17 protein-coding genes are annotated in these 24,594 nt (G+C 72.1%); 3 read left to right on the top strand and 14 right to left on the bottom strand.

Going from position 1 to position 24,594, the window contains the following annotated elements; genetic code table 11:
* Positions 1-78: 78 nt before the first annotated feature.
* From HT134_RS34740 to HT134_RS34690, 11 genes are all read right to left on the bottom strand, one after another.
* The gene (locus tag HT134_RS34740; protein ID WP_246366120.1) at positions 79-969 is read right to left on the bottom strand and encodes an RpnC/YadD family protein; all 891 of its coding nucleotides are present in this window, start codon (positions 967-969) and stop codon (positions 79-81) included.
* 217 nt (positions 970-1,186) lie between these two features.
* Complete coding sequence (locus tag HT134_RS34735) at positions 1,187-2,140, bottom strand: electron transfer flavoprotein subunit alpha/FixB family protein (protein WP_175604712.1); 954 nt, start codon at positions 2,138-2,140, stop codon at positions 1,187-1,189.
* A 19-nt stretch (positions 2,141-2,159) separates the two neighbouring features.
* Complete coding sequence (locus HT134_RS34730) at positions 2,160-2,939, bottom strand: electron transfer flavoprotein subunit beta/FixA family protein (protein ID WP_175604711.1); 780 nt, start codon at positions 2,937-2,939, stop codon at positions 2,160-2,162.
* Positions 2,940-3,191: 252 nt separating this feature from the next.
* Positions 3,192-5,003, bottom strand: coding sequence for a serine/threonine-protein kinase (locus HT134_RS44930; protein WP_217708725.1), 1,812 nt, complete (start codon positions 5,001-5,003; stop codon positions 3,192-3,194).
* Positions 5,004-5,047: 44 nt separating this feature from the next.
* Complete coding sequence (locus HT134_RS34720) at positions 5,048-6,922, bottom strand: serine/threonine-protein kinase (protein WP_175604710.1); 1,875 nt, start codon at positions 6,920-6,922, stop codon at positions 5,048-5,050.
* Positions 6,923-6,938: 16 nt separating this feature from the next.
* Positions 6,939-9,389, bottom strand: a complete 2,451-nt coding sequence (locus HT134_RS44925) for a protein kinase domain-containing protein (RefSeq protein ID WP_281387817.1) — start codon at positions 9,387-9,389, stop codon at positions 6,939-6,941.
* Between the two features lie 164 nt (positions 9,390-9,553).
* Entirely contained in the window at positions 9,554-10,075 is a 522-nt protein-coding gene (locus tag HT134_RS34710) for a YbaK/EbsC family protein (protein WP_175604709.1), read from the bottom strand.
* 56 nt (positions 10,076-10,131) lie between these two features.
* Positions 10,132-11,682 carry a flavin monoamine oxidase family protein gene (locus HT134_RS34705; protein ID WP_312888667.1) on the bottom strand — a complete coding sequence of 517 codons (1,551 nt, stop codon included), beginning with the start codon at positions 11,680-11,682 and terminating at the stop codon, positions 10,132-10,134.
* A gap of 116 nt (positions 11,683-11,798) precedes the next feature.
* On the bottom strand, positions 11,799-12,641 hold the full coding sequence (locus tag HT134_RS34700; protein ID WP_175604708.1) for a M55 family metallopeptidase: 843 nt from the start codon (positions 12,639-12,641) through the stop codon (positions 11,799-11,801).
* A gap of 20 nt (positions 12,642-12,661) precedes the next feature.
* Positions 12,662-13,867: a DUF6395 domain-containing protein gene (locus tag HT134_RS34695; RefSeq protein WP_175604707.1), complete on the bottom strand. Its 1,206-nt coding sequence runs from the start codon at positions 13,865-13,867 to the stop codon at positions 12,662-12,664.
* Positions 13,864-14,226: a hypothetical protein gene (locus tag HT134_RS34690; protein WP_175604706.1), complete on the bottom strand. Its 363-nt coding sequence runs from the start codon at positions 14,224-14,226 to the stop codon at positions 13,864-13,866. The genes HT134_RS34695 and HT134_RS34690 overlap by 4 nt, the downstream gene beginning before the upstream one ends.
* Positions 14,227-14,451: 225 nt before the next feature.
* On the opposite strand from HT134_RS34690, the gene HT134_RS34685 reads away from it, so the two are divergent.
* Positions 14,452-15,798, top strand: a complete 1,347-nt coding sequence (locus HT134_RS34685; protein WP_175604705.1) for a glycoside hydrolase family 30 protein — start codon at positions 14,452-14,454, stop codon at positions 15,796-15,798.
* A 7-nt stretch (positions 15,799-15,805) separates the two neighbouring features.
* On the opposite strand, the gene HT134_RS34680 is transcribed toward HT134_RS34685, so the two are convergent.
* Positions 15,806-16,579 (bottom strand): enoyl-CoA hydratase/isomerase family protein, encoded by a 774-nt coding sequence (locus HT134_RS34680; protein ID WP_175604704.1) that lies wholly within the window; start codon positions 16,577-16,579, stop codon positions 15,806-15,808.
* Between the two features lie 138 nt (positions 16,580-16,717).
* Between HT134_RS34680 and HT134_RS34675 the strand changes: the two genes are divergently transcribed.
* A complete protein-coding gene (locus HT134_RS34675) occupies positions 16,718-18,637 on the top strand; it encodes an N-acetylmuramoyl-L-alanine amidase (protein WP_175604703.1) in 1,920 nt (639 codons plus the stop codon).
* On the opposite strand, the gene HT134_RS34670 is transcribed toward HT134_RS34675, so the two are convergent.
* Together HT134_RS34670 and glgP are read right to left on the bottom strand one after the other, a co-directional pair.
* Positions 18,600-19,496: a MurR/RpiR family transcriptional regulator gene (locus HT134_RS34670; protein WP_175604702.1), complete on the bottom strand. Its 897-nt coding sequence runs from the start codon at positions 19,494-19,496 to the stop codon at positions 18,600-18,602. The two genes, HT134_RS34675 and HT134_RS34670, sit on opposite strands and share 38 nt — an antisense overlap.
* Positions 19,497-19,554: 58 nt before the next feature.
* Positions 19,555-22,137: an alpha-glucan family phosphorylase gene (glgP, locus tag HT134_RS34665; RefSeq protein WP_175604701.1), complete on the bottom strand. Its 2,583-nt coding sequence runs from the start codon at positions 22,135-22,137 to the stop codon at positions 19,555-19,557.
* A 239-nt stretch (positions 22,138-22,376) separates the two neighbouring features.
* On the opposite strand from glgP, the gene HT134_RS34660 reads away from it, so the two are divergent.
* On the top strand, positions 22,377-24,545 hold the full coding sequence (locus tag HT134_RS34660) for an alpha-1,4-glucan--maltose-1-phosphate maltosyltransferase (protein ID WP_175604700.1): 2,169 nt from the start codon (positions 22,377-22,379) through the stop codon (positions 24,543-24,545).
* Positions 24,546-24,594 lie beyond the last annotated feature (49 nt).

The following is a 24,594-nucleotide window of genomic DNA, read 5'->3' as shown; positions in this document are numbered from 1 at the left end:
GGAGGTGCCGCACTTCGGGCGCCGACTTCTCACCCCGCCTGACACACGACCCGGCTGGCGTTCACCCTGACGACGCCGTCAGCCGCTCTGGTCGAACAACTCCTGAAGAGACTGGACGGTCACCGCGCGAGTAGCCCAGCCCTCCAGCTGAGCGAGATCAGCACACGAAGAGATCCGTGCGCGCATGTCCTCCGGAACCTCGAAGCCACGCGCTCCCAGCACAAGCATCAGCATCCTGGCCGCCTCTTCGGCTGCGCCCTCAGTCTTGCCCTCGGCTCGGCCTTCGTCGAGGCCACGGCCGTAGTGTTCGCGGGCGAAGGGGCTGTAGACGGGCCAGTCTGTGGACGTCATGATCTCCTCCAGGAGGTGCCGCACTTCGGGCGCCGACATGCTGTAGGCGTATTCATAGTACTTCGGAGCGTGTTCATCACGCAGCGTGCTCAACGCTGTGGTGAAAGCCTCCACCACCTTGCGGTCACGACCGTGGACCATGACCGCCATCGCCGACAACCCCAGGTTGGCAGCAGCCTCCTGAGGATCGATGATGGCCGGTATGCCGTCCGGCCCCAGCACCTGAGCCTGGAAGCGATAGCCGGCCAGCCCGGAATCGATCGGCAACGCATAGTGGGCGGCAACCCCACGATCGGGACAGACGATCAGGACCGTGACATCGCAGCCCAGCATCAACCACAACGCGGCGGCATAGCGTGCCAGTTGCTGGGGGTTCTTGGACTTGTCCTGCTGGATCTCGACGATGATGGCGTGCGCCGGCGTCCGCGGAGGCCCCAGGACGAGGACCAGGTCGGCCTCGATGTCGTCGGACGGCCGAGTGTTGAAGGTGGAATCCTCAAGCCGGATCAGCGGCGTGGCAGGCAGTTCCATACCCAGAAGATCACGCAGAACCTCGACCGCCAGTTGCGGACGGTTGCTGAACAGCCGAGTGAGGGCGTCATGGCGGGGGGACGGCATGACACTTATTGTCACATGACAAACACATGGAGTTATGGGAAACGGCCATCGAGACCCGCCGTTTCGGGGGTGCCTCCGGCCGGCCCGACGTGACTGGCCACCGAATCGGCGAAGCGGCTCTTGAGCAGGGGTTTGGGGGGCCGGGGCCCCCCAATGTCACAGCCTGAGCCCTGTGCGCGAAGCGCCGTCAAGCGAAGACCGTGCTCTCCCCCTGCCGCTACTTCCGCTTGGCGACCTCTTCGGTGAGCTGCGGAACGACCTGGTGCAGGTCGCCCACGACGCCGTAGTCGGCGAGCTCGAAGATCGGCGCCTCCGGGTCCTTGTTGATCGCCACGATCGTCTTCGCGGTCTGCATGCCGGCCCGGTGCTGGATGGCGCCGGAGATGCCGGCCGCGATGTAGAGCTGCGGCGAGACGGTCTTGCCGGTCTGGCCGACCTGGAACTGGTGCGGGTACCAGCCGGCGTCCGTGGCGGCGCGCGAGGCGCCCACGGCCGCGCCGAGCGCGTCGGCCAGGCCCTCGATGACCGAGAAGTTCTCGGCCGAGCCGACGCCGCGCCCACCGGAGACCACGATCGCGGCCTCGGTCAGCTCGGGACGGGCACCCTTCTCCTGCTTGACCCGCTCGACGATGCGGGCCGCCCTGGCGGCCTCGCTCAGGGTGAGCGACACCTCCTCCTCCGCGCCGGCGCCCGCGGCGGGCTCGGGAGCGGTGGAGTTGGGGCGTACGGCGACGATGGGCGTGCCCTTGCGCACCCGGGAGCGGACGTTGACCCCGCCACCGAAGATGGACTGGTCGGCGACGAAGCCCTCGCCGAGGCCCACGGCGTCGGTGATGACGCCCGAGTCGGTCTTGACCGCGAGGCGGCCGGCGACCTCCTTGCCCTCGGCCGTGGCCGCCACCAGCACGGCGGCGGGCGACTTGTCGGCCACGAGCTGGGCGAGCAGCTCGGCCTTGGGGGCCACCACGTGGTCGACCACGTCGGCGGAGGAGGCGACGTAGATCTTCTCGGCGCCGTACTCGGCCAGCTTGGCCTTGGCGCCGTCGGTGAGGCCGGGGCCGGCCCAGACGGCGGCCGGCGTGCCGAGGCCGCGCGCCAGGGTCAGCAGCTCCAGCGTGACCTTCTTGACCTCGCCGTCGAGCTGCTCGACGAGAACGAGAATCTCCGACATATCAGCAAAACCCCCGTTCTCAGATGAACTTCTTGGAGGCGAGGAACTCGGCGGCCTTCACGCCGCCGTCGCCCTCGTCCTTGACGATCGTGCCGGCCGCGCGCGGCGGGGCCGCGGCGAAGTCGACGACCTCGGACCAGGCGGCGTCGAGGCCCACCTGGTCGGCCGCGATCTCGGCGTCGGCGATGCCGAGCGTCTCGACCGGCTTCTTCTTGGCCGCCATGATGCCCTTGAAGGACGGGTAGCGCGGCTCGTTGATCTTCTCCACCACGGAGACGACGGCGGGCAGGGTGGCCTCGACCCGGTCGAACCCGTAGTCGGTCAGCCGCTGGATCGCGATGGACGACCCGTCGACCTCGACCTTGTTGGCGAGCGTGAGCTGCGGGGTGCCGAGCCGCTCGGCCAGCATCGCGGCGAGCACGCCGGTGCGGGCGTCGGTGGACTCGGAGCCGAGGATGACCAGGTCGAAACCGATCTTCTTCAGCGCCTGCGCCATCGCGTAGGAGGTCGACAGCGCGTCGGAGCCGTGCAGGGCGTCGTCGCTGAGGTGGACCGCCTTGTCGGCGCCCATGGCCAGGGCCTTGCGGATGGTCTCGGTGGCCTTGCCCGGGCCCATGGAGAGGACGGTGACCTCACCGCCATGGGCCTCCTTGAGCTTCAGTGCCTCCTCGACCGCGTACTCGTCCAGCTCGTTGACCACGCCGTCTACGGCGTCACGGTCGAGCGTCTTGTCATCGGACCGCAGCTTGCGCTCGGTCGCCGTGTCGGGGACCTGCTTCACGCAGACGACGATGTTCATGGCCGGTGGCCGACCTCCCGTGTTCGCGTGCGCCACCGCGTCGGTGCGGCGGGCGCTGGATGCATGCTGTCCAGACTGCCAGGTGTCCCGTGGGCTCCGTGACAGCGGGTGGCACGGGTCGCTCCCGTGCTTCCCGCCGCCATGTTACCCACGGGTAGCTTCGGCGCAAACACGACCTCCCGGGTCCGCGCCGCGGCGTCACCGTTCCCCACACTACCGAACTTTGTTCGGTACGCTGCGAGGTGACGCCGGTCAGGCGGACAGCAGGAACACGATCCCCGTCACCAGCGCCGTCCCCGCGAACAGCGCCAGCGTGAACGTGCTGAACGCCATGCTCAGCCCCAGGCTCAGCCCCACGGCGCCCACGATGCTCGCGAAGTCCACCACGATCCGGCTCGTCCGGTACGGCCGGTGCGCCAGCAGGGCCACGCCGGCGTCGGCCACCACCCCCAGCGTGTACCCGGCCAGCAGGAACAGGGTCACCTCCGGCAGCGGCTCCCGCGCCGCGGCCGCCAGCAGCGCCACGAACAGGGCCGATCCGATCACCCACCGCCTGCGCACCTTCTCCCGGTGCCGCTCCCTGGCCTCCTCGGGTGAGCGCCGGCGCCGGTCGTCGCCGGGCCGCCACTCGCGGGTCTCCAGGTCGTGCAGGCCCTCGTGCCGCCGCTCCGCCCGGGAGCGCCGCCGGTCCCGGCGCAGGTCGTGGCGCAGGTCCGGCTCGCGTCCGCCGGATATGTCAGGCATGTCGAGACGGGACGGGTCCACGCCCGGCAGCCCCGTCCAGGACCCCTGGGCGGCGGTCGCATCGGTGCCGGGCGACCCTGTCCAGGACGCCGGGGAGGGATTACCGGGCGCACCGGCCCGTCCCGTCCAGGGCCCCTGGGCGGGGGGCGCGGCCGCGTCGGGGGAGCCTGTCGAGGACGCCTGGGCGGCCGTCACGTCCGGCGGCCGGGCGGCGGCCCCACCAGGCGGGGTGCCGCCCAGCGGCGGGACATCCGCCGCCGGACCACCGGCCCCGCCACCGCCCGCCTCGACACGTCCCGGCCCGGCGCCCCGGGACGAAGCGCCGTCAGGCCCGGCGCCTCGGGACGAAGCGCCGTCCGGCCAGGCGCCCCGGGATGAAACACCGTTCGGCCCTGTGCCAGGGGCTGTCCCGCCATTGGCTGCGGGGGCATGAGGCGGCGGGCGATCCGGTGACCCGGGGACAGCGGACGGCCACGGTGTGCCGGGAGCCGGAGACATGGACGATCCCGGGGTGCCCGCCGGTTCGGACGGCGGGGGCCCGGCGAGGGCCCCCAGCTTCGCGTGCAGTTCGGCGGCCGTGGGCCGGGCGGCGGGGTCCGTGGACAGGCACCGCCGCAGCAGCGGCTCCAGCCACTCCGGGGCGCCCTCCAGGTCGGGCTCGTGGTGGACGACCCGGTAGGCCACCGCCGACGCGGGGCCCTGCCCGTACGGCTGGCGTCCCGTGGCCGCGTACGCGAGCGTGGCCCCGAAGGAGAACACGTCGGCCGCCATGCCCGCCTCGCGGCCTTCCAGCACCTCGGGGGCCAGGTAGCCGGGCGTGCCCACCACCGCGCCCGAGGCCGTCACCGACAGCGAGTCGAGCGCGCTGGCGATGCCGAAGTCGATGACCACGGCCCGCCCCTCGGCCATCATCACGTTGGCCGGCTTGAGGTCGCGGTGGATGACGCCCGCCTCGTGCATGGCCAGCAGCGCCGCCGCCAGCCCCGCCGCCAGGCGCGGCAGGTCGGCCACCGGCACGGTCACCGCGCTGAGCGGCCTGCCCTGCACGTAACGGGTGACCAGGTACGGCCGCGCCCCGTCACCCGACCGGCCGTCCAGCGAGGCGTCCAGCACCTCCGCCACGTACGGCCCGCCGACCCGGCGCATCGTCTCGACCTCGCGGGCCAGCCGCGCCAGCGCGACGGCGTCGGCCGCGACGTGCGGATGCAGCACCTTGACCGCGACCGTGCGCCCCTCGGGGTCGAGCGCGAGGTGCACCTCGCCGAAACCGCCGGAACCGAGCCGGGAGAGCAGGTGGTACGGACCGAGGTGCTCGCTCATACCCCTTCCTTCCCCTCAGGGGCGGATCAGGACACGCGGGACGCTCAGGACCAGGGTGACAGGAAGCCTAGCCCGACCTGACGCAGGAGGTCGTCGATGAGGCCCGTGATGAGACCCGTCGCGCTGTCCCGCGCGCTGCGGGTCAGCTCCCTGATCACGGTCTCGGGGGCGCGCCACGGGCTCCAGACCGTCTCCTGGCCCAGCGCGAACATCACCACGACCATCGTCACGGTGCCCACCGCCAGCAGCGCCACCGTGGCCGCGCCGGGGCTGCGCAGCATGCCGGTGATGGCCCGGGTGACCGTCCGGCGGGGCGGGCCGCCGCCCGGCAGCACGAACAGGCCGGCCGAGAACGCCCCCGCCGCCCACGCGGCGCCCTCGTTGACGCCCATGCCGCCGCCCCAGCGCAGCACGCCGTACACGCAGAGGCCGAACAGGATCGACAGCGGCACGTGGACCAGCGACACGAGCGCGGCCTTGACCAGCGCCCACGGGGTGCCGACGAGCACGAGCAGCGGGTCGGCGGCGCTGGAGCCGCGGATCTGGCGGCGCTTGACCATGTCGCCGAACAGGTAGTCGCCCACCCGCAGCACCACGGCGAGCGCGATGGCCACCGCGCCCACGGCCACGGGCATCATGACCGTCAGCGCGACCAGCATGACGAGCAGCAGACCGCCGACGAGCTGGCTGCCCACGAGGTAGCGCTTGCGCTCGGCGGGCGGCGTGTACGGGGGCGGGGCGGCCGGACGGCGGCTGTCCTGGGTCGCGGGCGGCGTGTACCGGGGCGGCTGGGTGGCCGGGCGGTAGCGGTCCTGCGTGGCGGGGTAGCCGGGGGCCGGAGCGCCGGCGACCCGCTGGTCGGGCCGGGGCGCGCGGGCCGGCATGGGCGCCGGCACGTAGGGCGGCGGGCGCTCCTCCTGCCGGGGGCGCTCCTGCCGGGGCTTCGGCTCGTGGCGGGGCGTCGGCTCGTGGCGGGGCTGCGGCGGGCCGTACTCGACGGGCGGCAGCAGGTCGGCGTAGGAGTCCTGGGCGTCGAGGACGCGGGTGCGGGTGGACAGCTTCTTCGTGCCGCCCGTCTGGGCCTGCGGCGCGGCCTCGTGGAACGTCGTCACCGACGGGTCGAGCGCCCTGGCCATGCGCAGGAGCTCTTGGGCGCTGGGCCGGGCGGACGGGTCCACGTCCAGGGCGCGCGAGAGCCAGCCGCGCAGCCACGCGGGCGCCTTGTCGAGTTGGGCGCGCCCCTCCATGATGTTGAAGCAGACCGCCTCGAACGTGCCCGTGCCGAACGGCGGCGCGCCCGTCGCGGCGAAGAACACCGTGGAGGCCAGCGCGTGGACGTCGGCCGCCTGGGTGATCTCGGAGTCACGGATGATCTCGGGCGCGAGGTAGCCGGGCGTGCCGACGAACATGCCCGTCTGGGTCAGCCGCGTGGCGTTGACCAGGTGGGCGATGCCGAAGTCGATGACCAGCGGCTCGCCGTCGACCAGCATGACGTTGGACGGCTTGAAGTCGCGGTGGATCACGTCGGCGGCGTGGATGGACACCAGCGCCTGGCACAGCCCCCGCGTCAGTTTGATCACCTCGCCGGCGGGCAGAGGGCCGTCGTTGAGTACGGTCTCCTCCAGCGTGCGGCCGGGCGCGAACCGGGTCACCACGTACGGCTGGCCGCCGACGAGCTCGGCGTCGAGCACCTCGGCCACGTGCGGGCTGCGCACCCGGCGCATGGTCTCGACCTCGCGGGTGAGCCGGTCGCGGGCCTTGAGGTCGGCGGCCACGTGCGGGTGGAGCACCTTGATGGCGACCTCGCGGCCCTCGGAGTCGACGCCGAGGTGGACAACCCCCATGCCGCCTTCGCCGATCTTCCGTACCACCCGGTAGGGGCCGAGCCGCTCTGGCGCCTGGGTGTTGCCCGTGCTCATCGCCGTCCTACCCCCGTCATCCCCCCGAGTCCCCCTTCAGTCCGTCGAGCTGCTCCACCACAGGTCCCACGTTCACCGGAGCCCATACGGCCCTCCTAGCGTCGTCCCTGAACGTGCCGTAGGCGAGGACCAGCGAGAGCGCCGCGGCCGCCCCGAGGACGCCCGCCAGCACCATCGCCGCTGTTCTCGAGGGTACGAGGGAAGCGAGCGTCCTGCGCATCTGGCGCCCCGGGCCCTCCACGCCCGGTCCCGCGCACAGGGTCCAGAGGGCGACCGCCGCTCCCCAGGCCAGCGCGTTGTACGGGTCCGTACCGAGTACCACGGTGAGGAGCAGCGTAACGGGTAGCCCGAGTATGAGAGCGTAAAGAACCAGAGCGAGCGTGATGCCCACGGACTTGGCCAGCGCCTGCGGGTGCGCGAACACCCTGACCACGTCCAGCGCCGCCGCGCCGGTCGAGCGGCGCGCGATCAGCTCCGGCTGGGCCAGGTCGGCGGCGCGCAGGAGCACCGCGACGGGCACGACCACCGCGGCCACCAGCACGGGCGCCATGACCGCCACCACGATCATGACGACGAGCAGCATCGCGCCCGCCACGCCGTAGGCCCGGGAACGCTGGAGCACCTGGCCCGGAACGGCGCCCGGGACGAACGGCTCCCGCTTGGTCCGCGGGTCGGGCGGGTACTGCGGCTGGGCCGGGATGTAGGGGGGCGGCGGCTGCTGGGTGGGACGTCCCTGCGGCGCCGGTCCGGACGGGCCGCCCATGCCGAACGCCGCGTGCCCGGACTGATGACCCGCCTGGTGCCCTGCCTGATGACCCGCCTGGTGCCCTTGAGGACCCGGGTGGCCGGCCTGCGGGCCCGACCCGGGCGTGGCGTGCGGTCCGGAGTACGCGGCCGGTCCGGAGAACGACGCGGGCCCGGCGTGCGGGCCCGATCCTGGGTGGGGGGCCGCGGCGTGCGGCCCCGATCCGGGATACGGCGCGGGACCCGCGTGGGGTCCGGTGCCCGGAGCGGCGCCGGGGCGGCCGTAGTCGACGTTCGGGCGGCCGTAGTCGGGGTGGTCGGGGCGTACGCGCCGCGTCGGCACGTCGCCCTCCTGCGACGGCAGCGGGCCGTGCTCCCCGGGCCACGGGGACGGGGCGCTGTCGCCCTGCCGGGAGAAGGCGTTGTCGCCGGGCCGCGGGTAGGCGGCGCCGTCACCCGGCCGCGGGGCGCCCTGCCACGGCTGGGCGCCGCTCTCCTGCTGCATGCGGCGCAGTTCCTCGGGCGTGACGCGGCGGGTCGGCCACGGGTCGCCCTCGTCGTCCGCCCACGGATCGGCCTGGTCGCCACCCGGCGTCGCACCGCCCTGCCCCGTGCCCGGAACGCCGGCCACAGGACCGCTCTGTCCGGTTCCGGGAACGCCCGGACCAGTTCCGGAAACGCCCGTCGCGAGCGGCGGGCCACCCTGGCCGAGCAGCGACACGTACGGCTGGTCCTGGCCCGGCGGCGGCTGGCCGGGAGCGGGCCCGCCCGGCTGGCCGAAGCGGACCTCCTGCCCGTCGAGGAGCCGGCGGGGCGTGACCGGCGGCGTGGAGATCTCCCAGGCCGGCCGCTCGGCGACGGGCCGCGGCGCCGGCAGGTCGAAGCGGTCGGGGCCCGGCACCGTCGAGATCTCGTCCGGCGACGCGCCCGGCGACCGGGGCAGCATGCGCGCGGTCTGCTCGGCCAGCTCGGCGGCCTTCGGCCGCTTGCCGGGGTTGCGCTGGAAGGCGGCCTTGAGCAGCGGCTGCAGCTCGGCCGGCGCGGCCCCGATCTCGGCCTTGCCCGCGGTGATGTTGTAGAAGATCATCTCCAGCGTGCCCTTGCCGAAGGGCGGCTGGCCGGTGGAGGCGTACAGCAGCGTGCCGGCCCAGGCGTGGACGTCGACCTCCGGCCCCGCCTCCTGCCCCTCGATGATCTCCGGGGCGAGGTAGCCGGGCGTGCCGATGAACATGCCGGTCTGGGTCAGCCGCGTGGCGTCGACCGCCTGGGCGATGCCGAAGTCGATGAGCACCGGCTCGCCGTCGAGGATGAGCACGTTGCCGGGCTTGAGGTCACGGTGGATCACGCCGACGGAGTGGACCGCGGCCAGCGCCGTCGCCACGCCGTGCGCGATGCGCACCAGCGCGGGCAGGTCCAGCGGGCCGTCGTCCTTGACGATCTCGTCCAGCGAGCGCCCGGGGACGTAGCGCGTGACGATGTACGGACGATGACCGGTGACGTCGGCGTCGACGACCTCGGCGATGTACCGGCTGCGCACCCGGCGCATGGTCTCGACCTCGCGCGACAGCCGTCGCCTGGCGACCTCGTCACCGGCGACCTCGCCGCGCAGGACCTTGACCGCCACGTGCCGCCCCTGGGGGTCGGCAGCGAGGTGGACAACGCCCATTCCGCCTTCACCGAGCCGCCTGAGCAGCCGGTAAGGGCCAAGTCGGTCATCGTTCATGGCATGAAGCACCATACCGGCTTAATCCCCGCCCACGAGATGAACCATGAGGCCACATTCCCACTCGTACAACGTCCGGATCGGGGCCATGGGTTTCCCATCCGTCGGTATCGAATCGGCCACGACATCGGAGATCGCGGCGCCCTGCTTCTTCGCCTGTTCTGTTATGCGTCGTTGGCCAGCGGGAGGACCTCCGCGCCCTTCAGCCCGGCCAGGGTGGACCCGGCGACCGCCAGCTTGCTCCTGCGCAGCCCGCTGCCGACGACCACCCTCGGGTGCTCGGCCACGCGCGCGTCCACCAGGATCGGCCAGTCGGCCGGCAGGCCCAGCGGCGTGATGCCGCCGTACTCCATGCCGGTCAGCTCCACCGCCTCGGCCATCGGCGCGAAGCTCGCCTTGCGGGCCTCCAGGTGCTTGCGCACCACGCCGTTGACGTCGACCCGGGTCGTGGCCAGCACCATGCAGGCCGCGTAGCGGGTCTCGCCGCCGCGCCTGGCCGCGACGACGACGCAGTTGGCCGACTCGTCCATGCGCACGCCGTAGCGTTCGCAGAAGGCCGCCGTGTCGGCCAGCTCGGGGTCGATCTCGGCCACCTCGGCGAGGCCGGGCAGCTCGCGCACGGCGCGGGCCACCGGGTCGGCCAGCAGGTCGGTCCGGTCGGTCGCGGGCACCCAGTGCAATGTCATCCCATCTCCTCGTTCGCTCCCCCAGGACCCTACGTGGTCCCGGCGACAGCGTGCCGTCACTGCGAGCTCAGCACCCGCTGGTGCAGCTGGGTGACGGCGGCGCGGGCCGACTCCATGGCCCCCGCCTGCCAGGCGATCAGGTGGGTGAGCCAGTCGCCCGCGAAGTAGACCCTTCCGCTGGGGCGTTGCAGAAGAGTGAACGACGAATCAAAGGCCGGCCAGCGCACCCAGCCGCCCTGGATGTGCTCCTGGCGCTCCCAGGCGATGGAGACGCTGGACAGCAGGCCCTTGCCGTACTTGTCGCCGTGGATCTTGCGGCCCTGGGTGACGGCGCGGCGGCGGCGGTCCTCGGGGGTGAGCGCGCCGTACAGCTCGGCCTCGGGCCCGGTGGTGTAGTAGCCGACGATCAGGCCGCGCTCGGAGTGGTAGCCGTACGAGGGGTACCAGATGTGGGTGATGTCGAGGTCGGTCTCGGTGATGCCGCCGTAGATGCGGTCCTCCAGCTCCCACCAGCGCCGGTCGTACTCCATGCCGATCTTGCCGGCGGCGACCGGGACGGGGGTCCTGAGCGCGGCGGTGACGTCGGCGCCCAGGTTGTGCGGGATCCGGGCGAGCACGTGGGGCGGCAGGGTGGCCACGCAGTAGTCGGCCTTGATCCGGCCGCCGTCCCAGACGACCTCGACGCCGTCGGCCTGGTTCGTGATCTTCGTGACCTTGGCACCGGTCCTGACGCGGTCGGCGCCCACGGCCTCGGTCAGCCGCGTGACGATGGCGTCCATGCCGCCGACCGGCTGGAACATGGGGGTGGCCTGGTCGTAGCCGAAGTCGTTGAGTATGGAGCGGCCGGTGCCGGCGGCGAGGACGTCGTGCAGGGCGCCGGGGCCGGGGACGGGGGTGCCGCCGTCGAGCGCCGGGTATCGCAGGTAACCGCGCCGCGGGGAGCCCGCGTAGTCGAGCTTGGGGCCGAGGTCGCCGAAGCGGCGCAGGAAGTCGAGCAGGCGCTCCCGGTCGTCACGGGTCAGCTCGCGGTCGAGCGCTCCGGCGTTCGTGGCCTTCGCCAGTAACTCCGCTACATACCCATACATGTCGGCTTTCGCGGTGCGGGCCCGCACCGTGCCGCCGCTCGTATGGACGTACGCCTGGGCGTTGCTGTTGATGAACGTCTCGATCGGCACGCCCAGCTCGCGGCAGTAGTCGAGCGTGACCATCCACTGCGCGATGCGGCCGGGCCCGGCGTTGAAGTAGACGCCCTCGCCGAAGCCCGCCTCCTGGGTGGCGCCGCCCGCCTCGGTCAGCCGGTCGCCGCCGCGCAGGGTGAGGTTGCGCCCGCCGGCCCGCTCGCGCGCCTCCAGCAGCGTGCAGTCGTAGCCGGCCTTGCCCAGCTCGTACGCCACGGTGAGCCCGGCCACGCCCGCGCCGAGGATCACCACCGTGCCCGCGGCCCGGCCGGTGAGCGAGAAGTCGCCGGAACGCGGGGCGGCGAACGCCTTGTCCTGCCCGGACGGCGCCAGGCCGAGGGCGCCCATGGCGGCGTACATGGCGCCCGCGCCGCCGACCGCCCCGATGCCGACGAGCAGCCCCCGCCGCGTCAGCGCCGCACCCTCCACGCCGCACCTCTCTCCAGGCATGTTCCCGGCCCGCCCGCGTCGGGGCGACGGCCGCTCCGCACCGTACACCCGCGCCCCGGCGCCCGCATGCCGGACACCCGGCGGCCGGGGAGGGCTCAGCCGTAGGGGCCGCTGCCGCAGGCGATCTGGCCGCCGATCGTGGCGAAGATGCCGAACAGCGCCATGATCTGCGTGAAGTCGTCGGTCGTGAACTCGGTGTGGCGCGTCCCCGCGGCCTTCACGCCCGGGATCAGCCCGACCGCGGCGGCGATGGCGGTGGAGTTCCACTCCACCCCCAGCGTGTACGGCGGAGCCGGCGTGTACGGCGTGAAGTCGGTCAACCGGTTCAGGGCGCGGGCCATGGCGTCACGGATGCGGGACTGGGCCACGCTCGGCGGCAGCAGCTCGGCCGAGAACTTGTCGATCCCCTTCTTGACCGCCACCGTCTCGACGTCGCCGAGCAGCTCCCGGGCCTCCTCGCCCACGGCCTCGTCCCCGCTGACCAGCACGACCGGCACGCCGTGGAACCCGGCGCACGCGGCCACCAGCCGGGTCTCGCCGCACACCTCGCCATTGAGGTAGACGTTCTGGATCTCCTTGCCCATCCACGTGTGGTTGAGCACGCCGTGCTGCACCCCGGCGCGGGCGTGGTAGCCGATGAACCCGGCCGCCTGGAACGAGCCGTCCAGGCCCTGCGCCATCCGCTGCGCCTTGCCGGGGCCGCGGATGAGGGTGGCGCGGGGGTCGAGCAGGTCGATGCGGAGGTTCTTGGTGGACCCGTGGGCGTCGTTGACCAGCACCGACGTGGCACCGGCCGCGTAGGCGCCCTCGACGGCGGCGTTGGCGTCGGCCGTCATCAGCTCGCACCCGCGCTCGTAGCCCCGCTTGCCGGCGTGCATCTCCTCCGGGTCGGTAAGCCCGGTGACGCCCTCCATGTCGACCGACAGGTACACCTTCATCCGCCGTGTCTCCCCTTCGTTCACGATCCCCAGCTCTCCACCCGGCGCACCTCGTCGTCGGTCATGAAGCCGACGTTGGCCGCCATGAACGCCGCCGCCCGCTCCCGCCACGGCTCCGGGATCTCCTCGATCGCCCTCGGGTAGCAGTGGTCGAGCCAGCTCGTCGACTCCTCGGTGACGTCGAAGTACGTCAGGGCCGTGGCGAACACCGTGTTCTCGATCCCGGGCACGCGGGCCAGGCCGTACTGGATCATCTCCTGGCCGCCGTAGGGCGGCGGGCGCATCCACTTGCGGGCCACGGGCCGGTCGGCGGTGATGGGCGTGTCGAGCGGACGCCGCTCGATCGCGGCCTGGATGAGCTCCTTGTACAGGCACTTGCCGCAGGTACGGCAGGGGCCGTCGGTGCCGCGCAGGCACCAGCGGACGGAGTCCTTGAGGTCGGAGCCGAGGGCGAGGCGCATGGTGACGGCCTCGCTGACCCCGCCGACGGGCAGCACGATGTGGACGCCCACCGCCGCGAACAGCCGGCCCCACTTGCCGTGGGGCGCCCACAGGTCGTTGTCCGGGGTGTAGCGCAGCAGGTAACGGCCGCCGCCGAGCCACCGGGAGCCCATCTCGTACCCGAAGCCGAGACCGCCGAGGCCGAGCCGGTCGGCCGACAGCAGCGCGCCCGCCGCGACGGCCTGGTGCTCCGGGTAGCCGGGACGGGGCTCGGCGAGCGTGTACTCCAGGTCGGACCGGATGATCGTGAGGTCGCGCCCGGTCCCCCGGGCCAGCTTGGCCAGCACGTCGGAGCGGTAGTGGGGCCACCGGTTGGGGACGCGGGCGTGCGGCACCCGCTGGAAGTGGACGAACGGCGCGTCCGGGTAGACGGTGGCCGCGGCCACGGAGTCCGCCCCGCCGCTGTAGGAGATCGCCAGCGTGCTCCCGGCGCGGCGCGGCTCGGCGCCGACGGGCCCGGCCTCGATCCCCCACCCGTCGTGCAGCGCGGCGGCGACCTCGGCCGACACCGCCCGGTCGAAGGTGACGCGCCTGCGCGTCCACGGGGCGACGACGGTCCACGCGGCCACGGCGAACAGGTCGGGGTGGGCGTCGTCCGGCACGTCCGACAGGGAGCACGAGTTGATCGCGAGCTTGACGGGGTGGCCGTCGGAGGCGTGCCCGGTGATCTCGTCCTCGGGGTCGAGGCGGAAGGTCAGGACGCCGCCCGACCAGGTCACCCTCACGACCGCTCCGCGACGCCGGCCGCGCGGTCCCTGAGCTCGTCGATGGCCTGCCAGACCAGGACCTCGTTCTGCAGCACGCCGTCCATCGCCTTGGCCGTCTCCTGGGCCAGGCGCTGGGTGTCCTGGGCGATGCGGCGGGTCTCGTCGAGCTTGGCACGGTCCGGCCCCGGCGCGGCGGGCGCGGCCTTGCGCAGGCGCTCCACCTCCGCCTGGAGCGTCGCCATCTCCCGGCGCAGCGTCTGGACCTCCCACAGGGCGTCCCTGATGTCCTGGCGGTGGTCGGCGATGGAGATGTAGCGGGCATCGAACCACGTGCGCACGGCCTGACGCAGCCGCGCGGGGACCAGGACGCGCATCATGAAACGTCACCATAGTGGGAAATCGCCACCCACCACGGCGCCGTGCCCGAATGGCAACACTCCGTCTTACTCGCCCGCGCACGCAGCCGCGCCCGGACGGGGGAACGCCGTCCCCGCGCCTCCTCCCGCCCTGACAGAGGTGTTGACGGATCCCCGGCCGGCGTTTACGTTTCCGGCACGCATGCGAAATATATCGTCGATGTGCCGAAACTTTCGGAGGGCGCCATGTGGCGAGGCGTTGTCGCGATCACGCTGCTCGGCCTGCCGGCCGTCCACACCCCACCCACCGGCCCCGACACCGCCGCCCCGAGCGTGATCACGGTACGTGAGCACGTCCGTCACCAGGAGATCGACGGCTTCGGCATCTCGCAGGCCTTCCGGCGCAACGAGCTGCTCCGCGCGCTGCCCGAGGCGCAGCAGCGCGAGATCCTCGACCTGTGGTTCGACCGCGCCAAGGGCGCCGGGTTCAGCATCCTGCGGCTCGGCATCGGCTCCTCCCCCGCCGGCAGCCCGTACGACCACATGGTCTCGATCCAGCCCGAGGACCCGGGCGGCCCCGACGCGCCGCCCCGCTACGTGTGGGACGGCGACGACAACAGCCAGGTCTGGGTGGCCAAGGCGGCCAAGGAGTACGGCGTGCGGCGCTTCTTCGCCGACGCCTGGAGCGCCCCCGGCTACATGAAGGACAACGGCGACGACAAGAACGGCGGCGTCCTCAAGCCCGAGTGGCGTGCCGCCTACGCCCGCTACCTGGCCCAGTACACCCGCTTCTACGCCCAGGAGGGCATCAGGATCACCGACCTCGGCTTCACCAACGAGCCGGACTTCACCGCCACCTACGCCTCCATGCGGTTCACCCCGACCGAGGCCGCCGCGTTCGCCAAGGTCCTCGGGCCCATCGCCAAGGGCGTGAACCTGGTGTGCTGCGACTCGTTCGGCTGGAAGGAGGCCAAGGCGTACTCGGCGGCCGTCGAGGCCGACCCGGAGGCGCGCCGCTGGGTCAGGACCCACACCGGCCACACCTACGCCAGCCCCGTGGACGGGCCGCTGCCCACGACCCGCAGGACGTGGATGTCGGAGTGGAACCCCAACGGCGACACGTGGGACGAGCGCTGGGACGACGGCGGCGGCTACGACGGCATGACGATCGCCTCGGCCGTGCACGACGCCCTCACGCTGGGCGACGTGAGCGGCTACGTCTACTGGCTCGGCGCCTCGCGCGGCGCCACCCGCGCGCTGCTCCAGATCGACGAGACGGCCAGGACGTACCACGTGTCCAAGCGCCTGTGGGCCCTGGCCGCCTACAGCCGGTTCATCCGCCCGGGAGCGATCCGCCTGGACGCCTCGGCGACCGACCCGTCACTGAAAGTCTCGGCGTTCCGGAACAAGGACGGCTCCCGGGTGGTGGAGATCCTCAACACGGGAACGGCGCCGGTCACGTGGAGCGGCGTACGGGGCCGGGCGACGGCCTACGTCACGGACGAGACCCACGACCTGACCCCGTCCGAGGTCACCGCCCGCACGGTGACGCTCGCGCCGCGATCGCTGACCACGGTGGTGGTCAAGGGCTGATCCTGGATCAGCGGCCGGAGAACTTCGGCCGGGACTTCTCGGTGAACGCCGTCATCCCCGTGCGCGCGTCCTCGGTGGCGAAGAGACCTGAGAACTGCAGGCGCTCGATCTCGAGCCCCGTGTCGAGGTCGACGTCGAAGCCCCGGTCGACCGCCTGCTTGGCGGCGCGCAGCGCCACCGTCGGCCCGCCGGCGAACGTGGCCGCCCACTCCAGCGCCGCCGTGTACACCTCCGCGTCCGGCACCACCCGGTCGACCAGCCCCATCGCGAGGGCCTCGGCCGCCGGGACGTGCCGGCCGCTGAAGATGAGGTCCTTGGCCCGGGCCGGCCCGATCAGGCGCGGCAGCCGCTGCGTGCCGCCCGCGCCCGGGATGATGCCGAGCTGGATCTCCGGCTGGCCGAGCTTGGCCGACTCGCCCGCGACCCGGAAGTCGGCGCACAGCGCGAGCTCGCACCCGCCGCCGAGCGCGTAGCCGGTGACGGCGGCGATGACCGGCTTGCCGATGTGCGCGACCGCCGTGAAGCAGTCCTGCAGGGTGCGGGAGTGCAGGGCCATGTCGGCGTACGACATGGTGACCATCTCCTTGACGTCGACGCCGGCGGCGAAGACGCGCTCGCCGCCGTAGAGCACGACCGCGTGGATGTCGGGGTCGGCGTCGACGGCGCGGGCCGCCTCGGCGATCTCGTGCTGGGCCTGGCGGTTGAGGGCGTTCATCTTGGGGCGGTCGAGCCTGATGGTGGCGGTCTGCCCGGCGACCTCTACGCGTACGAACTCAGCCATGCCCCGACCCTACAAGAGCGTCCCCGCGAAGATCCGCCGGCGTCCATGCGTGAAAAAATCCTTCGCAAAGCTCTCGCCGCAGAAAGAAAATATTGAGACGCTGTGCGTTGCAGCACCCCCAGCAGTCTAGGAGCGCCCATGCGCAGAGCGCTGGCGATCGCCGCGGTCGCCTTCCTCCCCTTAGCGAGCATCCCCACGGCGGCGCAGGCCGCCGCCGAGCCGGACGACCGGCAGCAGGCGTTCACCGCCGCCGCCGCGGAGTTCAAGGTCCCCGAAAGCGTCCTGCTGGGCGTCTCCTACCTGGAGTCGCGCTGGGACGCCCACGCCGGCCAGCCCAGCAACAACGCCGGGTTCGGCCCCATGCACCTGACCGACGCCGCCTCCTTCACCGCCTCCAACCACCACGGCGAGAGCGAGGAGGACGCGCGCGGCGACGAGAGCCGCCCGCTGGCCGCCCCCGCCGAGACCCCCGCCCCCGCCGAGATCCCCGCCTCGCTGCGCACCATCGAGAAGGCCGCCGAGCTCACCGGCGAGAGCCGCGAGAAGCTGCGCGCCGACGACGCCGCCAACATCCGGGGCGGCGCCGCGCTGCTCGCCGACTACCAGAAGTCGCTCGGCGCGCCGCTGAGCGACGATCCGGCCGAGTGGTACGGCGCGGTCGCGAAGTACTCCGGCGCCGAGGAGTCGCAGGCCGCCAAGGTCTTCGCCGACGAGGTGTACTCGACCATCAAGGAGGGCGCCGACCGGGTCACCGACGACGGCGGCCGCGTCGTCCTCAAGCCGGTGCCCGGCCTGGAGGCCGTGGAGAAGTGGCTGGAGAAGCTCGGCCTGCGCCCGCCGCGCCGCGACGGCGTCGAGTGCCCGCCCACGATCTCCTGCGAGTGGATCCCGGCGGCCTACGCCCAGCTCCCGAACGACGACTACGGCCACTACGACCTGGCGGACCGGCCCGTCAGCCAGAAGGTCGACTACATCATCATCCACGACATGGAGGGCTACTGGGCGCCCTCGGTCAAGCTCAACCAGGACCCGAAGTGGCCCGGGAGCTGGCACTACTCCGTCCGCTCCAGCGACGGCCACATCGCCCAGCAGATCAAGACCAAGGACGTCGGCTGGCAGGCCGGCAACTGGTACATCAACGCCAAGTCCATCGGCATCGAGCACGAGGGCTTCCTGGCCGAGGGCAGCACCTGGTACACCGAGGCGATGTACCGGTCGTCGGCCAAGCTGGTGCGCTACCTGGCGCTGCGCCACGGCGTGCCGCTCGACCGCGCGCACATCCTCGGTCACGACAACGTGCCCGGCACCCTGCCGACCACGGTCAAGGGCATGCACGAGGACCCGGGACCGTTCTGGGACTGGGCGCACTACTTCGAGCTGATCGGCGCCCCGCTGCACCAGTTCGGCGGCCCCAGGTCCGGATCCATCATGATCAAGCCGGACTTCGCGACCAACAAGCCGTACTTCTACGGCTGTGACCGCAAGAACCCGGAGAACGCCTGCCCGCCGCTGCCCGCCTCCACGGTCTGGCTGCGCACGGAGCCGCGCGCCGACGCCCCGCTGATCAAGGACATCGGCAAGCACCCCACGGGCGACTCCCTCTACAGCGTGTACGACCACAGCGCCCGCGCCACCACCGGCCAGCGCTTCGCCGTGGCCGACCGGCAGGGTGACTGGACCGCGATCTGGTACCTCGGCCAGAAGGCGTGGTTCCACAACCCGGCCTCCGCGCCGACCGCCGTGCCCTCCATGGGCCTCGTGGTGACGCCCAAGCCGGGCCTGGCCACGGTCCCGGTGTACGGCAGGGCCTACCCGGAGAAGGAGGCCTACCCGGCCGGGATCCCGTACCAGGCGGTCACCCCGCTGCAGTACACGTTCTCGGCCGGCGAGAAGTACACGCTGGCCGGCCCGGCGGCGACCGAGTACTACCGCGCGGTCACCTTCGAGCCGGAGCCGCACACCGTGGTCAAGGGCAAGACGAAGTACCTGGAGATCCAGTTCGGGCACCGCGTCATGTTCGTCAAGGCTGACGACGTGCGTGTGACGTTCTCCGGGTGAACTCCTGAACGGCGCGCCTGGTGCTGTTCCACGCCTCCTGGGAGGAGTCGAACGTGCGCTGGGCGACGCCGACGAACACGCAGTCGATGACGAGGAGCTGGCTGATGCGGCTGGCCAGCGCGCCGGGACGGAACTCCGTCTCGCGCCCGGCCGAGATGAGCACGTGCTCGGCCAGCTCCGCGATCGTCGAGCGCGGGTTGTTGGTGATCGCCACGGTGGTGGCGCCGGCCTCCTTGGCCCGGCCCAGCGGCTCCAGCACGTCCGGCGTCTCGCCGGACGTGCTGATGCCGATGGCGACGTCGCCGGGCTTGAGGAGGACGGAGCTGGTCAGCGCGAGGTGGGCGTCCTGGAAGGCGTGGCTGGACACGCCGATGCGCAGCAGCTTCTGCGCGACGTCCGCCGCGACCAGGCCCGAGGCGCCCACGCCGTACGCGTCGACCCGCCGCGCCCCCACGATGGCGTCGATGACCAGGCCCAGCCGCTCGGAGGTGAGCTGGGCGACCGTGTCGTTGATCGCCTCGGACTCGGCCCTGGCCACCTTGACGATGACCTCCGACAGCGGGTCGTCGGGGGCGAGGTCGCCGGGCACCAGCCGGTCGGGCTGCGCGGCGGCCGCGGCCAGGGCCAGCCGGAGCTGCGGGTAGCCCGCGAAGCCCAGCAGCCTGGCCGTGCGCACGATCGTGGCCTCGCTGGTGCCCGAGGCGGCGGACAGCTCGGTGATGGTGCTCCGGGCCACCGTCGCGGGATCCTCCAGGATGAGGCGGGCGACGGTCTGCGCGGCGGGCGTCAGTGAGGGCAGCACTCCGCGGACCGTGGCGACCAGAGTGTCGGCGCGCACGCCGTTCCCGGTGTTGTCCACATCCCGATTATCCAGCGGCGTCAAGGCCCGCCGTCCCCGTCCGCACGTGTCCGCGCGCTCACCGCAGGGTGCCGTTGGTCATCCCGACCGGCTCCTCGGGCACGGTGAGCAGCCCGAGCTCGGCCGGCGAGGCCGCCAGCGGGTGGTGCGGCACGACCCGGACCGTGTAGCCGAACGCGCCCGTGCGGTCCAGCGGCACCACGCCCGCGTAGTGGGCGCGGCCGTCGTCGTCGCTGTCGACGGGCGTCAGCGCCAGGTAGCCCGGGTGGAGCAGCTCGTCGTGCGGCCCGACCCGGCCGTAGGCGGCCTGGACGAGCACGTCGTCGGGGCTCAGGTCGCCGAGGGCGATCGTGGCCCGCAGCTCCATCACGTTGCCCACCTCGGGGGTGTCGCCGACGCCGGACGCCTCCACGTGCTCGACCCGAACCCCCGGCCACGCCTTGGACACGCGCAGCCGCCAGGCGGCGAACGAGCGGGCCCCGGAGTAGGACTCGGCCGCGAGCGCGCGGCCCGCCTTGGCCGCCGGCGTGTACAGGCTCAGCACGTAGTCGCGCAGCATCCGGCCGGCCAGCACCTTGGGACCGAGCGAGGTCAGCGTGTGCTTGACCATCTCCATCCAGCGGCGCGGCAGCCCGTCGGCCGCCCGGTCGTAGAACCGGTCCGACACCTCGTGCTCGATCAGGTCGTACAGGGCGGCGGCCTCCAGCTCGTCACGCCTGTCGGGGTCGGCGACGCCGTCGGCCGTGGGGATCGCCCAGCCGTTGGTGCCGTCGTACCACTCGTCCCACCACCCGTCGCGGATGGACAGGTTGAGCCCGCCGTTCAGGGCCGACTTCATTCCGGACGTGCCGGACGCCTCCAGGGGGCGCAGCGGGTTGTTCAGCCACACGTCGCTGCCCTGCGTCATGAGCTGGCCGAGCGCCATGTCGTAGTCGGGCAGGAACACGATGCGGTGGCGCACGTCGGGCTGGTCGGCGAACTTGACGATCTGCTGGATGAGCTTCTTGCCGCCCTCGTCGGCGGGGTGGGCCTTGCCGGCGATCACGATCTGCACCGGCTTGTCCGGGTCGAGCAGCAGGCTCCTGAGCCGATCGGGGTCGCGCAGCATGAGCGTGAGCCGCTTGTACGACGGCACGCGGCGGGCGAAGCCGATCGTCAGCACGTCGGGGTCGAGGGCGTCGTCGATCCAGCCGAGCTCGGCGTCGGAGGCGCCGCGGTCGCGCCAGGAGCGGCGCAGCCGGGCCCGGGCCCCCTCGACCAGGCGGCGGCGCAGGGTGCGCCGGATCTGCCAGATCTCGGCGTCGGAGATCTTCTGGATGCCGTCCCAGCCGCGCGCCCGCTCGATGAGCAGCGGCAGCTCGCGCCCGGCCAGCTCCATCATCTCGCGGCCCACCCAGGTCGGGGCGTGGACGCCGTTGGTGATGGAGCCGATCGGCACCTCGTCCACGTCGAAGCCGGGCCAGAGGTTCTTGAACATCTCCCGGCTGACCTCGCCGTGCAGCTCCGAGACGCCGTTGACGCGCTGGGCCAGCCGCATGCCCATGACCGCCATGTTGAAGCGGCCGGGGTCGGCCTCGGCGCCCAGGGCGAGGATGCGCTCCACGGGCACGGTCGGCCAGGCGTTGTCGCCGCCGAAGTGCCGCTCGATCATCTCGATGGGGAAGCGGTCGATGCCCGCGGGCACCGGCGTGTGCGTGGTGAAGACCGTGCCGGCCCGCACGGCCTCCAGCGCCTCGTCGAACGACAGCCGCGCCTCGGTCAGCTCGCGGATGCGCTCCAGGCCGAGGAACCCGGCGTGGCCCTCGTTGGTGTGGAAGACCTCGGGTTCGGGGTGGCCGGTGATGCGGCAGTAGGCGCGGATGGCGCGCACGCCGCCCACGCCGAGCAGCAGCTCCTGCATGAGCCGGTGGTCGGTGCCGCCGCCGTAGAGGCGGTCGGTGACGTCGCGGGCCGCGCTGTCGTTGTCGGCCACGTCGGAGTCGAGCAGCAGCAGCGGCACGCGGCCGACCTGGGCCACCCAGAGCTGGGCGTGCAGGGCGCGCCTCTCGGGCAGGCCGACGCGGATCTTGACGGGGGTGCCGTCCTCCTCCTTCAGGAGGGTCAGCGGCAGGCCGCCCGCGTCGAGCGACGGGTAGTGCTCCAGCTGCCAGCCCTCGGGCGACAGCGACTGGGTGAAGTAGCCGTGCCGGTAGAGCAGGCCCACGGCGAGGATGGGGACGCCGAGGTCGCTGGCGGCCTTGAGGTGGTCTCCGGCCAGGATCCCGAGCCCGCCGGAGTACTGCGGCAGGGCGGCGGCGATGCCGTACTCGGGGGAGAAGTAGGCGATGGCGCGCGCGGCGTCGGGCAGCGTCTGGTACCACCGCGGGGCGGTCATGTACTCGCGCAGGTCGTCGGCGGCGTCGGCGAGACGGCGCAGGAAACGGCGGTCGGCGGCCAGCTCGGACAGCCTGGCCGGGTCGACGGCGCCGAGGAGGGCCACCGGGTCGTGGCCCACCTGTTCCCACAGGCGCGGGTCGACCTCGGCGAACAGGTCTGTGGTCTCGGGGTGCCACGACCAGCGCAGGTTGTGGACCAGCTCGCCGAGTGCGGCCAGCTCCCGGGGCAGGACTGTGCGTACGGTAAACCGGCGGATAGCTCTCACGTTTGTGCACCCTATGGGCTAGGAGGGACCTCTCAGTCCCTCACCCTCAGCAAGGACGTTCAAACCCCTTCCGGGAAGAAGCATGAAGCGCGACGATTGGGGCAACTTCCACCATTGTCAGTTCTCCCGGGGACACGGGAGGTCTATCCGCTGCTGCCCACAAATTACATGCAAGGATCGTTCTTGCCACGGAAGCCTCCGGCGGTACCGAGTGTGCCGTCGCAACCTCGAAATGCGCGATGATCGGAAGAATTCCCATCACGGACATCCACCCCGTCGTCGACTGCGGGCAGTGGCCCGCCAAGGCGGTCGCCGGTGAGACCTTCCAGGTCTCGGCGACCGTGTTCCGAGAAGGCCACGACGCCGTGGCCGCGGGCGTGGTGCTCACCGCGCCCGACGGGCAGCGTGATCGGCTGAGACCGATGCGCGAGCTCTCGCCGGGCACCGACCGGTGGGGCGTCGAGGTCTGCCTGCCCACGGAGGGTGAGTGGCTGTTCCGCGTGGAGGCGTGGAGCGACCCCATCGCGACGTGGCTGCACGACGCCGAGATCAAGATCCCGCGTGGCATGGACGTCGACCTGATGTGCGAGGAGGGCGCCCGGCTGTTCGAGCGGGCCGCCCGCGGCGTGCGGCAGGCCGACTGCCCCGCCCCTGGCGGGCGCACGACGCCGCAGGCCAGGAACGGGCACATCCCGGCCGACCCGGCCAGGGCCGCCGCGCGCGCGGCGGCGAAGCAGGGCGCCGACAAGCAGGGAGCGGACAAGCAGGGAGCGCCGAAGGAGGCGAACGGCGAGAGCGCGTGCGGGCACCGCGCGGCGCTGCTGGCGATCGCGTCCGCGCTGCGTGACGAGGAGCTGGACCCGCGGGCGCGGCTGTCGATCGTCCAGCTGCCCGAGACGGCGGCGCTGCTGCAGGCGCATCCGCTGCGCGACCTGGTCACCAGGTCGCGGCCGAGGAAGATCGTGGTCGATCGGCGCCGGGCGCTGTACGGCTCGTGGTACGAGTTCTTCCCGCGGTCGGAAGGCGCCCTGGTCGACGACCACGGCATCACCAAGTCCGGAAATTTCCAGACAGCGGCCAAGCGTCTGCCCGCCATCGCCAAGATGGGCTTCGACGTCGTCTACCTGCCGCCGATCCACCCGATCGGCCACACGTTCCGCAAGGGGCGCAACAACACGCTCAGCCCCGAGCCCGACGAGCCGGGCTCGCCGTGGGCGATCGGCTCGGAGGAGGGCGGGCACGACGCCGTCCATCCGGACCTCGGCACGATCGAGGACTTCGACGCGTTCGTGGCCCGTGCCCGCGAGCTGGGCATGGAGATCGCGCTGGACCTGGCGCTCCAGTGCTCCCCCGACCACCCGTGGGTCAAGGAGCATCCCGAGTGGTTCACGATCAGGGCCGACGGCACGATCGCGTACGCCGAGAACCCGCCCAAGAAGTACCAGGACATCTACCCGATCAACTTCGACAAGGACCCTGAGGGGATCTTCGCCGAGGTCCGCCGGGTGGTCCGGCACTGGATGGACCACGGCGTGCGGATCTTCCGGGTGGACAACCCGCACACCAAGCCGGTGGGCTTCTGGGAGCGGCTGCTGGCCGACATCCGGCAGACCGACCCGGACGTGCTGTTCCTGGCCGAGGCGTTCACCCGGCCGGCGATGCTGCAGACGCTGGCCAAGGTCGGCTTCCACCAGTCGTACACGTACTTCACGTGGAAGAACTCCAAGCAGGACGTGGAGTCCTACCTGTCGGAGCTGGCCCGGGACACGTCGTTCTTCCTGCGGCCCAACCTGTTCGTCAACACGCCGGACATCCTGCACGAGTACCTCCAGCAGGGAGGGATCCCGGCGTTCAAGATCCGTGCCGTGCTGGCCGCGCTGGTCTCGCCGACGTGGGGCGTGTATTCCGGGTACGAACTCGGGGAAAACATTCCTGTCCGCCCCGGAAGTGAAGAATATCTCGATAGCGAGAAATATCAGTACAGACCTCGCGATTGGGACGCAGCGGAGCGAGAAGGCCGCACACTCGCCCCGTTCATCACGCACCTTAATTTGTTCCGAAGAGCCCATCCGGCCCTCCAGGAATTGCGTAATCTACGGTTCCACCGCGTCGACCAACCGGATATGGTCTGCTTCTCCAAGCGACTTCCGGGCGCCTACGACCCGGCCACACGACGGCACGGGCTGGGCGACGTCGTCCTCGCCGTCGTCAACCTCGATCCACACCACACCCACGAGGCGACGGTCGATCTCGACATGCCCGCGCTCGGCCTGGACTGGAACGCGGAGTTCGTGGTCGACGACGAACTGTCCGGCGAGTCGTATCGTTGGCGACAGGGGAATTATGTCCGCCTCGATCCCCATATCCATCCTGCCCACATCTTCACCGTTCGAGCCGCGCCACGGTAGACCAGAATTCAGCGGGGAGTCTTCAACGTGTGTGTTAGCGCCTCCCTCA

Source organism: Nonomuraea rhodomycinica, assembly GCF_013363995.1.
GTDB lineage: Bacteria > Actinomycetota > Actinomycetes > Streptosporangiales > Streptosporangiaceae > Nonomuraea > Nonomuraea rhodomycinica.
This window is presented reverse-complemented; position numbering and strand designations above follow the sequence as displayed.

Bases quoted from the DNA above. Each gene is read 5' to 3' on its own strand.
- HT134_RS34700 (WP_175604708.1), bottom strand. From the start codon at position 12,641: ATGAAGGTGTACCTGTCGGTCGACATGGAGGGCGTCACCGGGCTTACC.
- HT134_RS34710 (WP_175604709.1), bottom strand. From the start codon at position 10,075: ATGACATTGCACTGGGTGCCCGCGACCGACCGGACCGACCTGCTGGCC.
- HT134_RS34680 (WP_175604704.1), bottom strand. From the start codon at position 16,579: ATGGCTGAGTTCGTACGCGTAGAGGTCGCCGGGCAGACCGCCACCATC.
- HT134_RS34690 (WP_175604706.1), bottom strand. From the start codon at position 14,226: ATGATGCGCGTCCTGGTCCCCGCGCGGCTGCGTCAGGCCGTGCGCACG.
- HT134_RS34685 (WP_175604705.1), top strand. From the start codon at position 14,452: ATGTGGCGAGGCGTTGTCGCGATCACGCTGCTCGGCCTGCCGGCCGTC.
- HT134_RS34720 (WP_175604710.1), bottom strand. From the start codon at position 6,922: ATGAGCACGGGCAACACCCAGGCGCCAGAGCGGCTCGGCCCCTACCGG.
- HT134_RS34735 (WP_175604712.1), bottom strand. From the start codon at position 2,140: ATGTCGGAGATTCTCGTTCTCGTCGAGCAGCTCGACGGCGAGGTCAAG.
- HT134_RS34740 (WP_246366120.1), bottom strand. From the start codon at position 969: ATGCCGTCCCCCCGCCATGACGCCCTCACTCGGCTGTTCAGCAACCGT.
- HT134_RS34675 (WP_175604703.1), top strand. From the start codon at position 16,718: ATGCGCAGAGCGCTGGCGATCGCCGCGGTCGCCTTCCTCCCCTTAGCG.
- HT134_RS44930 (WP_217708725.1), bottom strand. From the start codon at position 5,003: ATGAGCGAGCACCTCGGTCCGTACCACCTGCTCTCCCGGCTCGGTTCC.
- HT134_RS34660 (WP_175604700.1), top strand. From the start codon at position 22,377: ATGATCGGAAGAATTCCCATCACGGACATCCACCCCGTCGTCGACTGC.
- HT134_RS44925 (WP_281387817.1), bottom strand. From the start codon at position 9,389: ATGAACGATGACCGACTTGGCCCTTACCGGCTGCTCAGGCGGCTCGGT.
- HT134_RS34730 (WP_175604711.1), bottom strand. From the start codon at position 2,939: ATGAACATCGTCGTCTGCGTGAAGCAGGTCCCCGACACGGCGACCGAG.